The 11,144-nt window shown below is 50.9% G+C and carries 14 protein-coding genes; 1 reads left to right on the top strand and 13 read right to left on the bottom strand.

Annotated features, from left to right (window positions below; genetic code table 11):
- The 4 genes from BM030_RS20220 to hemW all read right to left on the bottom strand — a co-directional run.
- The coding region (locus BM030_RS20220) for an NAD-dependent epimerase/dehydratase family protein (RefSeq protein WP_139215890.1) at positions 1 to 96 on the bottom strand (96 nt) is incomplete at its 3' end.
- Between the two features lie 4 nt (positions 97 to 100).
- Positions 101 to 1,132 carry a UDP-glucose 4-epimerase GalE gene (galE, locus tag BM030_RS12680; protein WP_090973971.1) on the bottom strand — a complete coding sequence of 344 codons (1,032 nt, stop codon included), beginning with the start codon at positions 1,130 to 1,132 and terminating at the stop codon, positions 101 to 103.
- Entirely contained in the window at positions 1,133 to 2,116 is a 984-nt protein-coding gene (locus BM030_RS12675) for a UDP-glucuronic acid decarboxylase family protein (protein ID WP_090973970.1), read from the bottom strand.
- Between the two features lie 53 nt (positions 2,117 to 2,169).
- On the bottom strand, positions 2,170 to 3,297 hold the full coding sequence (gene hemW, locus BM030_RS12670) for a radical SAM family heme chaperone HemW (RefSeq protein WP_090973969.1): 1,128 nt from the start codon (positions 3,295 to 3,297) through the stop codon (positions 2,170 to 2,172).
- Between the two features lie 52 nt (positions 3,298 to 3,349).
- Between hemW and BM030_RS12665 the strand changes: the two genes are divergently transcribed.
- Positions 3,350 to 3,772: a secondary thiamine-phosphate synthase enzyme YjbQ gene (locus BM030_RS12665; protein WP_090973968.1), complete on the top strand. Its 423-nt coding sequence runs from the start codon at positions 3,350 to 3,352 to the stop codon at positions 3,770 to 3,772.
- A gap of 55 nt (positions 3,773 to 3,827) precedes the next feature.
- On the opposite strand, the gene BM030_RS12660 is transcribed toward BM030_RS12665, so the two are convergent.
- The 9 genes from BM030_RS12660 to mutY all read right to left on the bottom strand — a co-directional run bounded on the left by BM030_RS12660 (position 3,828) and on the right by mutY (position 10,926).
- Complete coding sequence (locus tag BM030_RS12660) at positions 3,828 to 4,511, bottom strand: YiaD family glycine zipper/OmpA-like lipoprotein (RefSeq protein ID WP_397235773.1); 684 nt, start codon at positions 4,509 to 4,511, stop codon at positions 3,828 to 3,830.
- A 115-nt stretch (positions 4,512 to 4,626) separates the two neighbouring features.
- The gene (locus BM030_RS12655) at positions 4,627 to 5,388 is read right to left on the bottom strand and encodes a carboxypeptidase-like regulatory domain-containing protein (protein ID WP_090973966.1); all 762 of its coding nucleotides are present in this window, start codon (positions 5,386 to 5,388) and stop codon (positions 4,627 to 4,629) included.
- Positions 5,389 to 5,450: 62 nt separating this feature from the next.
- On the bottom strand, positions 5,451 to 5,849 hold the full coding sequence (locus BM030_RS12650; RefSeq protein WP_090973965.1) for a hypothetical protein: 399 nt from the start codon (positions 5,847 to 5,849) through the stop codon (positions 5,451 to 5,453).
- A 5-nt stretch (positions 5,850 to 5,854) separates the two neighbouring features.
- Entirely contained in the window at positions 5,855 to 7,270 is a 1,416-nt protein-coding gene (rlmD, locus tag BM030_RS12645) for a 23S rRNA (uracil(1939)-C(5))-methyltransferase RlmD (protein ID WP_090973964.1), read from the bottom strand.
- A gap of 33 nt (positions 7,271 to 7,303) precedes the next feature.
- Positions 7,304 to 7,879: a TetR/AcrR family transcriptional regulator gene (locus BM030_RS12640; RefSeq protein ID WP_090973963.1), complete on the bottom strand. Its 576-nt coding sequence runs from the start codon at positions 7,877 to 7,879 to the stop codon at positions 7,304 to 7,306.
- A complete protein-coding gene (locus BM030_RS12635) occupies positions 7,879 to 8,298 on the bottom strand; it encodes a hypothetical protein (protein WP_090973962.1) in 420 nt (139 codons plus the stop codon). The genes BM030_RS12640 and BM030_RS12635 overlap by 1 nt, the downstream gene beginning before the upstream one ends.
- A 7-nt stretch (positions 8,299 to 8,305) precedes the next feature.
- A complete protein-coding gene (gene pheS, locus BM030_RS12630) occupies positions 8,306 to 9,343 on the bottom strand; it encodes a phenylalanine--tRNA ligase subunit alpha (RefSeq protein WP_090973961.1) in 1,038 nt (345 codons plus the stop codon).
- A gap of 47 nt (positions 9,344 to 9,390) precedes the next feature.
- Positions 9,391 to 9,861 carry a single-stranded DNA-binding protein gene (locus tag BM030_RS12625; protein ID WP_090973960.1) on the bottom strand — a complete coding sequence of 157 codons (471 nt, stop codon included), beginning with the start codon at positions 9,859 to 9,861 and terminating at the stop codon, positions 9,391 to 9,393.
- A 6-nt stretch (positions 9,862 to 9,867) separates the two neighbouring features.
- Positions 9,868 to 10,926 carry an A/G-specific adenine glycosylase gene (gene mutY / locus BM030_RS12620; protein ID WP_090973959.1) on the bottom strand — a complete coding sequence of 353 codons (1,059 nt, stop codon included), beginning with the start codon at positions 10,924 to 10,926 and terminating at the stop codon, positions 9,868 to 9,870.
- Positions 10,927 to 11,144 lie beyond the last annotated feature (218 nt).

Below are 11,144 nucleotides of genomic sequence, written 5' to 3'. Positions count from 1 at the left end.
GTTGATGATTTCGTATCCGGGATAAGTGGTCACGAAACGGCGTACCACATGTGAACCGATGAAACCCGCACCTCCCGTAATGATAATTTTTTTCATGGTGTTATCCTCTCAACGGGTTATCCTTTAGGTATTGCTCCCATTTCCAGGCGGAGCGCATCATTTCGGTAATGCCCAACTCGGCTTTCCAGCCCAGTTCTTTTTCGGCTTTGGACACGTTGCCCCATACCTGCTCAATGTCACCAGCACGCCGCGGCCCCACCTGATAGCTGAGTTTCACGCCTGTTGATTCCTCAAATGCCTTGATGACCTCCAAAACGGAGTATCCCCGGCCCGTTCCCACATTGAATACATCGTAATTGCCGTTGGGGTTGCCTTTTTCCAACAACCGGATGGCAGCCACATGCGCTTTGGCCAAATCCACCACATGGATATAGTCGCGGATGGCCGAACCGTCCGGCGTATTATAGTCGTTACCGAACACCGTGATGGGGCCCCTCCTGCCAATGGCACTCTGCGTGATGAACGGCACGAGATTTTGGGGTATTCCCAACGGAAGTTCGCCTATCAATCCGCTCTCATGAGCTCCCACCGGATTAAAATACCGAAGCGAAATGATGTTGTAGTTGCTGAAGGCAGCGGCCGTTTCAGACAAAATCTCTTCCGATACTTGTTTTGTATTACCATAAGGCGACTCTGCCATTTTCACCGGCGCTGCTTCTGTGACGGGTAGTTGGTCAGGCTGGCCATATACCGTGCAACTTGACGAAAACACAAAATTCACGGGCTTATCAGCATAAGCGTTGAGCAGGTTTATCAGCGAGAAAAAATTGTTATGGTAATATTTGAGCGGCTGCTGGACAGACTCTCCTACGGCCTTATATGCCGCAAAATGGATGATACCGGTTACGTCGGCGTGCTCTGCGGCAAACCGATTTACTTTGGCCTCGTCACAGAGATCAAAATCATGGAATTCCGGCTTAACACCTGTAATCTTTTCCAACTGACCTAACACCCCCGCGTTTGAATTAACCAGGTTGTCTACGATTATAGGGGTATAGCCCGCTTGCTGCAGCTCGACAACCGTATGCGAACCGATGTAACCTGTGCCGCCGGTAACTAAAATTTTGCTCATTTATTTATTGTTATAATACGTAAAATCCTTGTGTCTAATCTCCTTGTCCGGCAGCGACCTGAAATATTCGTAGGTAAGGCGCAGCCCTTCTTCCCGCCCAACCTTCGGCTCCCAGCCCAACAGTTCCTTAGCCTTAGTGATGTCGGGCCGCCGCTGCTTGGGGTCATCAGCTGGCAATGCTTTATAGACCAGCTTCTGCCTGGTACCCGTAAGTTTGATGATTTCTTCACCAAACTGTTTAATGGTAATCTCATCGGGGTTGCCGATGTTTACCGGATAGGGATAATTACTTAAGAGCAGGCGGTAAATGCCCTCCACTTGGTCATCAACATAACAGAACGATCGAGTTTGCGAACCATCCCCGAATACCGTGAGGTCTTCACCGCGCAACGCCTGCCCGATAAAAGCGGGTAACACCCGCCCATCGTTGAGCCGCATCCGCGGACCATAGGTATTGAAAATGCGTACAATGCGCGTTTCCAAGCCGTGGAAGGTATGGTAAGCCATGGTGATAGCTTCCTGGAAACGCTTGGCTTCGTCGTATACCCCTCGCGGCCCCACGGGATTCACGTTGCCCCAATACGTTTCCGGCTGGGGGCTCACCGTAGGATCGCCGTAAACTTCGGAAGTTGACGCCACTAATATGCGCGCTTTCTTGGCCCTGGCCAGACCCAGCAGGTGATGGGTGCCCAGAGAACCGACTTTCAATGTCTGGATAGGTATTTTAAGGTAATCAATCGGGCTCGCGGGCGAAGCAAAGTGCAGAATGTAATCCAGTTTGCCGGGCACATGCACGAATGTGGAAACATCGTGTTTATAAAACTCGAAATTTTCCAGCCTGAACAGATGTTCAATATTGCGGAGGTCGCCCGTAATCAGGTTGTCCATCCCGATAACGTGGTAATCTTCTTTTATGAAGCGGTCGCATAGGTGGGATCCCAGAAAACCCGCAGCGCCGGTGATGAGAATACGTTTTCGTGACATAACCGCTCGATGTGTCCGGGCACGAATATACATATTTATGGCTTAAAGGCGGCCTAACCGACGAATAATTCCGCAGCGATATGGTCGGCCATCAACTTGCCTTTCCGGCTAAGCGTGACCACCGCGTCCGTAAGAATTACATCGCCATTGGACACGAATGGTTGCAAAGCCAATCGCAATGCACCTGCGCGGGCCCTGCCGAACCGTTCGGCAACATGATCCAGATCTACCCCCCATGCCGTACGCAACGCGGTCATGATGTATTCGTTTAACCGGTTTTCTTCGGTAAGCACCTCCCGTTCGTACGGCAACGTACCTGCTTGCAAAGCACGGATATAGCGGGCGTTGTTACGTACATTCCACTGCCGGCTACTGCCATCGTAAGAGTGGGCCGACGGCCCGATGCCCAAGTATAATCTGCCGCGCCAATAATTGCTGTTGTGCACGGCATAACATCCCGGCTTAGCGAAATTGGACAACTCATAGTGCTCATAGCCCGCCATCTCAAGGACATCCATCAAGTGTTCAAACTGGGTGGCGCTGTGTTCATCATCCATCGGCTCCTGCTTGTTCTTCTCGATGAACGAAGCCAGCGCCGTACGCGGTTCAACGGTCATGCTATATGCCGAAATGTGCGGAATGCTGTATGCCAGCAATTGCTGTATATTCCAGTGCCATTTCTCGTCGGTAAGCAGCGGATATCCATAAATCAAATCCACCGTGATGTTGGTAAAGCCCGCATCCTGTACGCGCTTAATAGCTGCAGCAGCCTCTTCCGCACGATGAGCGCGGTTCATCCAACGAAGGTCGTCATCGAAAAAAGACTGGACACCGATGCTGAACCGGTTGACAGGCGTGCTCTTCAAGGCATCCACCTTCGCCGCGTTCAGGTCATCGGGATTCGCCTCAAGCGTAACCTCCGCACCGGGCGTTACGTCGAACCGGGAGGTAACACCGTCCACCAGCCGCTGGATATCATCGGCCGCCAGCACAGACGGCGTACCGCCCCCGAAGTAAATGCTTTCCACGGGCTCCCCGCCCAGGTAAGCCACACGCATGGCGGTCTCCTTCAGCAGCGCTTGCATCATGCCTTCGCGGTAGCTCAGCGACGTGCTGAAGTGGAAATCGCAGTAATGACATGCCTGCTTGCAGAAAGGGATGTGGAAATAAACACCGGCCATGGTGCAAAGGTAGCTTTTAAAATTTTCGATAAATCCTTAACTTGCGTTTGCTATGGAAATTTTTCAGCAAAACCTCGTGCTGCGGGCACGGCCGCGGGGATACCACCTTATCACCGATGAGCTTAACGACTGCCTCCAAGGCATCCGCCATTGGAAAACTGGAATGTGCCATATTTTTATCCAGCATACGTCGGCATCACTCACCGTCAATGAAAACGCCGACCCAACCGTGCGCATGGACTTTGAAACCTACTTTAACAAGGCGGTACCGGAAAACGACCCTGATTACCGGCATGACTATGAGGGGGCCGACGATATGCCTGCCCATATTAAGGCATCACTGATGGGCGCTTCGGTAACCATCCCCGTCCAGCAGGGCAGATTAGCGCTGGGTACCTGGCAAGGTATTTACCTTTGCGAACACCGCAATCAGGGCGGTAGCAGGCACCTTGTCGTTACCGCTTGGGGGCAATAAAAAATGCGGCACATCAGTATGGCCGCATTTCCGGTGTCTGCTGTAGCTTTCGCTTTTAGGACCCGGCCTGATTCAATGCCTCTTGCTTCATTTTCTCGTTGGCTACGATAACAATTTCCACACGGCGGTTCTGTGCGCGGCCAGCTTCAGTGCTGTTATCAGCGATAGGCTCATGGAAACTCCGTCCTTCCGTTTTTATGCGGCGGGCAGCTAATCCCTGAGACACGGCATAATCCCGCACAGCTTTGGCCCTGCGTTCAGACAATCCCTGATTGTAACTGTCTGTACCTTTGTTGTCGGTGTGCCCGATAACCAGGATGTCGGTATCCGGCTCTTGGTTGAGCGACGCAACTAATTTGCCGATGTTTTCGCGGGCGGCTGGTTTAACTTCCGTTTTGTCAAAGTCAAACAAGATACCTGAGTCAAACTTAACGATGATACCTTCGTCTGCCTTGATAACTTCCGCACCGGCAACCGTCCGTTCAATTTCTGCGGCCTGCTTATCCATCTTCTTGCCTATCAATCCGCCCGCCACACCGCCAAGCGCCGCCCCTGCGAGCACACCTACTGCGGTGTTACCGGCTTTATTGCCGATGATGGCCCCCAGTGCACCACCGGCCACAGCGCCCGTGGCCGCTCCTTTTTGGGTATTGCTCATCGACTGGATGGTGCCGCAACTGCTCAACAGCATGGCCGATGTAGCTACCGAAAGCCCGAATAAGGCTATTTTCCGTTTCATTATCATAACGCTTACTTTAATTTCAGAAACCGGTGCAAACGGGGTGCCAAATTTCCATCGGCAGACAATAATGCACCGCTCATGACGTTAACCGCGGTTATTAATGGCCGCGTGTTCAAGGCGTATTGTCCGTATGCGGCTCCGCCTGCAGCTTAGGCAGCCGAGGTGCCGCCGGCCGACCGTCGCGATCAAACCGCTTGAAGGATTGAACGATATATGCGGTAATATCGTATTCGCCCCAATACTGTACGTTTTCATAGGATGGGCGATACCAAATCATAAAATTGTTCAGATCATCGCCTTCCAGCCCCGTCAGCTCACGGATACGGCTTCTGCTGAACAGCTTATCCACTTCGGTTTCTTCCAGTTCTCTGTGCATATAATTCTGAAACCTCCGCGCGTTCCGCGGTGTACGCCCGAACAGTTCGTAAAGGGAAGTGATAGGGTTAAATACATAAGCCAGCGCCGGAGGCTTCCCATCAAAATACACCCCCTGCTTACGATAACCCTGCATCGCATCGCGGAGTTCCGCTTCTTTGCTCATTCCGGTTACGTCCACCTGCTCCAGCATGATATTGCCTGGCTTCATGTCAATGAGAATATCGCTCAGGGTCTTCACCTCCGTGCTTACGGCCTGGTATCCCATCAGGTTTGCGGTGAGGGTATCACCAACGGTAGCGCTGATTTCAAACGTGCCGAGATTGTTCGAAGCGGTGGTTCTCCCCGTTTTTTTGTTAACGATGGTTACACTGCCCAAACGCTTGCTCGTGCCGGCCTCGACGACGATACCCCGGATGGCGCCTGATTCCTGGGCGAGCGACCAGAGCGGAAGCAGGCCAACGGAAATAAGCAGCGCTATTTTTATGAAGACGCCCATATAATTTGTTTGACTCCCTTTCTCAATAAACGTTTAAACCGGTTGTTTGTTACCGCCGGCAGTTAACGTTTATAAGGGTAAAATACAAAGTTCGCTCCTTCCGGCACGATAACAAACACACACATGAAATCTTCGGGCTTCTTATATTGTTTGACGAAGTGCGCCTTGCGGTCTTCCTTGATGATTCCCCGTTCCACGAACTCCTCCAACGTAGAGGCATGGATAGTCCATGCCGTACCCAGCTCATCCTTATCCAAAATCAGTTCACCGATATTCACGGCGTGCTGGTGGGCGATGAAAATAGGATAAGCTGACAGGCCTTCGGCCATGATTTCCACGGCAATTTCTTTAATGGATTCGCTGTAGAAGTCCAGGTCTGCCTGAAGGCTCTTCAACGGGCTTTCCTTCCCTGGCTGCCCGTCATCGCCCGCTTGGGCCGATAAAAGGTCTTGTATTTCCATGCAGCTTATGTTTTATTTTTTAATGTAAGCAACACTACATTTTCAACGTGCTGCGTATGCGGGAACATGTCTACCGGACGTATCCGCTCGACAGCGTATTTTTCACTGAGTAGCGCCACGTCCCTGGCCTGGGTGGCAGCATTGCAACTCACATACACCAGCTTAGGTGCCTCCATTTCAAGTAACCGCCGCACCACATCGGGATGCATGCCGGCCCGCGGCGGATCAGTGATAACCACGTCTGGCCTGCCCTGAGCTTCGATAAAGTCGCGGGTCAGTACGTCTTTCATATCTCCGGCAAAGAACCGGGTGTTGCTGATGCCGTTTATTGACGAATTGATTTTAGCATCTTCAATGGCCGTGGGCACGTATTCCACGCCAACAACTTCGCGCACGTGCCGGGCGATAAAATTAGCGATGGTGCCGGCGCCGGTATATAAATCGTATACCCGTTCATCACCTGTAAACGCCGCAAAATCGCGGGTAATTTTATATAGTTCGTAGGCCTGGGCAGAATTGGTTTGGTAAAACGACTTGGGGCCCACCTTGAAGCGCAGACCTTCCATCTCCTCAAAAATGTGGTCGCGCCCAGCATACGTATGAATATCTTGATCGAATATGGTATCGTTTTTCTTTTGATTGACGATATAGAGCAGGGATGTGATTTGCGGAAACTCACCGCGGAGAAAAGCCATGGTCTTTTGCACCGTTTCTTCATCGGCATAGGCAAACACCACGATGACCATCACCTCCCCCGTAGAGGCAGTACGGATAATGAGGTTACGCAACGCTCCTTCGTGTAACCGCAGATCATAAAAAGAGATGCTGTTTTCAAGGGCAAAATCCCGTAGCCTGTTGCGGATGGCGTTTGATGGATCGTCCTGCAGGTAGCAGTGCCGGATATCCAGTATTTTATCAAACCGCAAAGGTACATGAAACCCCAATGCACTGGGTTCCAAATCGGCTTGCTGATCGGTATCCGTGAGCCACCGTTTATTGGAAAACGTATATTCCAGTTTATTCCGGTAGTATTGGGTCTGCGGTGCAGCCCATATCGGCTCCATCGAAGACACATCAACTTTGCCCAGACGCTCAAGCGCGTTTGCAACGCTCTTTTGCTTGTACGTCAATTGCGCGCGGTACTCCATATGTTGCCACTTGCATCCGCCACAGGTGCCGAAGTGTTCGCAAAAGGGCATTGTGCGGTAAGGCGAAGCCTGTTTAAGCTGCAGCGTCCTGCCCTCGGCAAAGTTCTTTTTCTTCCGGAACAATGCAACGTCTACTACATCACCGGGAATGGCTTTGTCAATAAACAAAACGAGATCATCTACCTTACCCACGCCCTTCCCCTCTTCGGCAATGTCAATCACGGCTACGTCCCTGATAACCCGTTGTTCCTCCGGAATCCTTCTTCTACTCATAAGTGTGCAAAGGTACGGGTTTTTTCCAACAACCTAATCAACAGTTGCCTTTACCAGATAGGGCAGCATCTCCTTTTGAAAAGAGACGAAGTTCTTCCGCACATCAGCCTCACTTACGGAAGTAAAGGCAAAGGAAAATACAATGCTCTTACTGGCCTTAATCAGGAAGGTAAGCCGCTCCGGCTCCACGGCTTTGCCGATTTCGGTATTGTTGATGAACGAGCTAATCAGAAGGAATTCCAGATCGTCAGACAGCGTGCGGAGGTACTCCTGGGCGTTGGCTGACTCGCGGATAAAATCCCATCCCAGAAACTCGTTGCAAATGGTATAGGTAAGGCGGCTTACGCGCAGGATGGTATAGCCAAGGTAGGTTTCCAAATCCGTTTGTTTGCCGTACTTATCCAGCAGGTCATCTACGCTTTCGCGGATATAGTCCATCAGAATGGCATGCAAAACCAGCTCCTTGCTGTCGAAATATTTATATATGGTAGCTTTGGCAATCTTAGCCCTGCGGGCGATTTCATTGACGCTGGTTTTTTTATACCCGTAGCGCCGGAAGAGCTCGCGGGCAGCTTTCTTTATCGACTCCTTTACTTTATCGGCTTCCATCAATTGGAGATTATTAAAATATCCTGCTGTAAGCGGGCGTGGTATGGCCGTAACGGGCATTCCGCAATTGAGGCGGGGGAACCGTTGGTTAAGATATAGGTTGCGCCCGAGCAGGGATCCGCTGCCACCGGGCCACTATCCGTCAGTTCCACGGCACACATTCGTTCCGGATTGACCGTGCTGCACCGATCATAAGCGACATAGTTACCGTTGCTTATCTGCATCACAATAAGTCCGGCTACCCCGCCCCTTTCGGCACCTAACACAACCGGTTGCATGGGCAGTCGTAATTCACTGAACTCAACCAGAGACACGGAAGTGTTAAACGGCCTGTAGGGAACCACATTGCATCCGCCTTTCTTGCAGGCCATGGGGAATGACAGCATGCTTACCACTACGATATACCCGATAGCCTTCACCGTTTACTTAAATAAGTTCAGCGTCAAACTGGCTCAAAAAACGCACATCGTTTTCAGAAAACAACCGCAAATCTTTTATTTCGTATTTGAGATTTGTAATGCGTTCGATACCCATGCCAAATGCAAACCCACTGTAACGCTCACTGTCAATGCCGCAGTTTTCGAGCACATTCGGGTCAACCATGCCACAGCCCAGGATTTCTACCCACCCCGTATTCTTGCACAGGGTACATCCCTGGCCTTTGCAGATGGTACAACTAATATCCATCTCTGCCGAAGGTTCAGTAAAAGGGAAGTACGAAGGGCGGAAACGCACTTGCGTGCCGTCGCCGAACAACTCCTGAACGAAATAATATAAGGTTTGCTTGAGATCGGCAAATGAAACATTTTCATCAACATACAAACCTTCCACTTGGTGGAAAAAGCAATGCGCCCGCGCCGATATGGCCTCATTGCGGTATACCCGTCCCGGCATGATGGCGCGGAAAGGCGGCTTTCCGTTTTCCATCATCCGCACCTGTACGGATGAGGTATGCGTACGCAGCGCAATGTCGTTCCCTTCCTGCTTTTTGATGAAAAAGGTGTCTTGCATGTCGCGGGCCGGATGTTCGGGCGGGAAGTTGAGTGCCGTAAAGTTATGCCAATCGTCTTCGATTTCCGGCCCATCGGCCACGATGAAGCCCAGCTTTTTGAAAATCTCTACAATTTCTTTGCGTACCAGCGATAATGGGTGGCGCGAACCGAACACAAAGCCCTCACCGGGCAAGGTAAGGTCTTCCGCTGCCTGCTTAGGGCGCGGCCCTGCCGAAGCAAACCGCTCCTGCATGGCCTTGTATTTCTGCTCGGCTGCCTGCTTAAATTCGTTCAACACCTTTCCCAATGAACGCTTTTCATCAGGCGATACCGACTTGAATTCTTCAAACAAGCCCCGCACGATGCCTTTGGCAACGAGAAAACGGAGCCGGAATGCTTCCACTTCCTCAGAAGACTGTGGGTTGAACCGCTCGATTTCTTCCGTATACTGCTGTATTTTCTCTTGCAACATGACGCCAAAGATAGGAAAAATTCTGAGCAGCGCCTCGCCTTCCCTTCCTAAAACAGGGCATCCTCCTCGCCTTCGTTTTCCTTGAAATCAACTTGGCTATCACTATTATTGGCTGCTTTTTTTGAAGCTTGCTCTGCCGGGCTTTCTTGGTTGGCCGAACTGCCTTGGTTGCTGGGTGTTTCAAAATCACTCCGGCGGCCCAACAATGTAAAGTTCTCAGCCACTATTTCAGTCGTATAGCGTCGGATACCCTCTTTGTCTTCATAAGTGCGCGTGCGCAATTTGCCTTCTACGTATACCAGCTTTCCTTTGAACAGGTATTTGGCCGCCACCTCGGCCAAACCTCGCCACATTACAATGTTATGCCACTCAGTCTGCTCCACTTTACGGCCATCTTTGTTGTACATTTCCGAAGTAGCCAATGGAAAACTGGCGACGGTGACGTTCCCCTCCAGATGACGGATTTCCGGATCTTTTCCCAAGTGGCCTACTAAAATAACTTTGTTAATGCCTGACATAATAATTTAGGTATAATTTAAACCATAATCTCTTAAAAAAGAATAAATAAGCTTCGGTTTAGCTAATGTACCTAAATCTTTTATAAAAACATAATTCCACGGCATTTTTTTGCCATCGGGGATCTGCGGTGCTCCCACGGCAACGAACTGCGCAAAGAGGTTTTGATGGCTCAGCACATGTTTTACCGGGCCCGCAACCAATTGCAAAGCCGCATGCTCACCGAAACAGGCGATGACCTCTTCACGGCTTTCAAGTTCTTGCACGGTAACCGCATGCGGCGTCTCAATCAAGGGCAGCTCATACAGATTTTCCCAAATATCGCCCTTGCCCCGTTTATTCATTAGCAACCGGTCGTCTTCCGTCACTATAAAGTAGTTGAAATAACGGTTCCGGCTGGCCTTTCCTTTCAGCTTAACCGGCAACTGGTCCACCCTACCTTCCTTTAATGCCCTGCAATCCAACCTGAGTACACAACTGCCGCAGCGAGGATTCTTGGGCCTGCATTGCAGCGCACCAAACTCCATCACCCCTTGGTTATAAAGCCCCGGATGCCCTGTATCGAGCAACTCTTCGGCCAATTGGAAAAAAAGTTTTTTTCCATTCGTTGAATTGATGGGGGTATCGATCCCGAAATACCGGGCCAGTAACCGGAACACGTTGCCATCCACCACCGCCTTCGGCTCATCGGCAGCAAAAGACGCTATCGCCGCCGCGGTATACTCGCCGATGCCTTTCAGCTTAATCAGATCAGCATACCGCGAAGGGAACACCCCCCCGTGTTCTGCAACAACCGCCCGGGCGGCCTTATGCATGTTCCGTGCCCTGGAATAATAACCTAACCCCTGCCAATGCATCAACAATTCATCTTCAGGCGCGTTGGCAAATGCCTGTACATTCGGATAATGCAGCAGGAACCGATGAAAATAAGGAAGCCCCTGTTCTACCCGGGTCTGCTGCAGGATAACCTCCGAAAGCCAAATAACGTAAGGATCTTTGGTATGCCGCCAGGGAAGGTCGCGCTTGTTTTGCGCATACCAACCAATGATGTCGTCAGAAAATGCCATGGCACAAAAATGTCAAATTTCCTACATATTTGCCCGCCATCAAAAAAACACCTACATTTGCGGCCGTCATTTAGGGGTGCCTTGTTTGTTGCAGACAAACACGAACAAAGGCTGAGATTATACCCATTGGCGCTGCGGCGCCAAGCACCTGATCCGGATAATGCCGGCGTAGGGAAGGTAAAGTTAAATTGTCGCGCTGCCATGAACCCCTTATGGAA

The organism is Parapedobacter composti, assembly GCF_900112315.1.
GTDB classification, from domain to species: Bacteria; Bacteroidota; Bacteroidia; order Sphingobacteriales; family Sphingobacteriaceae; genus Parapedobacter; species Parapedobacter composti.
The sequence above is the reverse complement of the archived record's forward strand: the minus strand, read 5'-3'. Positions and strand labels throughout refer to the sequence as shown.

Coding starts and splice junctions, on each gene's coding strand:
- galE (WP_090973971.1), bottom strand. CDS start 1,132: ATGAGCAAAATTTTAGTTACCGGCGGCACAGGTTACATCGGTTCGCAT.
- BM030_RS12675 (WP_090973970.1), bottom strand. CDS start 2,116: ATGTCACGAAAACGTATTCTCATCACCGGCGCTGCGGGTTTTCTGGGA.
- hemW (WP_090973969.1), bottom strand. CDS start 3,297: ATGGCCGGTGTTTATTTCCACATCCCTTTCTGCAAGCAGGCATGTCAT.
- BM030_RS12665 (WP_090973968.1), top strand. CDS start 3,350: ATGGAAATTTTTCAGCAAAACCTCGTGCTGCGGGCACGGCCGCGGGGA.
- BM030_RS12660 (WP_397235773.1), bottom strand. CDS start 4,511: ATGAAACGGAAAATAGCCTTATTCGGGCTTTCGGTAGCTACATCGGCC.
- BM030_RS12655 (WP_090973966.1), bottom strand. CDS start 5,388: ATGGGCGTCTTCATAAAAATAGCGCTGCTTATTTCCGTTGGCCTGCTT.
- BM030_RS12650 (WP_090973965.1), bottom strand. CDS start 5,849: ATGGAAATACAAGACCTTTTATCGGCCCAAGCGGGCGATGACGGGCAG.
- rlmD (WP_090973964.1), bottom strand. CDS start 7,270: ATGAGTAGAAGAAGGATTCCGGAGGAACAACGGGTTATCAGGGACGTA.
- BM030_RS12640 (WP_090973963.1), bottom strand. CDS start 7,879: ATGGAAGCCGATAAAGTAAAGGAGTCGATAAAGAAAGCTGCCCGCGAG.
- pheS (WP_090973961.1), bottom strand. CDS start 9,343: ATGTTGCAAGAGAAAATACAGCAGTATACGGAAGAAATCGAGCGGTTC.
- BM030_RS12625 (WP_090973960.1), bottom strand. CDS start 9,861: ATGTCAGGCATTAACAAAGTTATTTTAGTAGGCCACTTGGGAAAAGAT.
- mutY (WP_090973959.1), bottom strand. CDS start 10,926: ATGGCATTTTCTGACGACATCATTGGTTGGTATGCGCAAAACAAGCGC.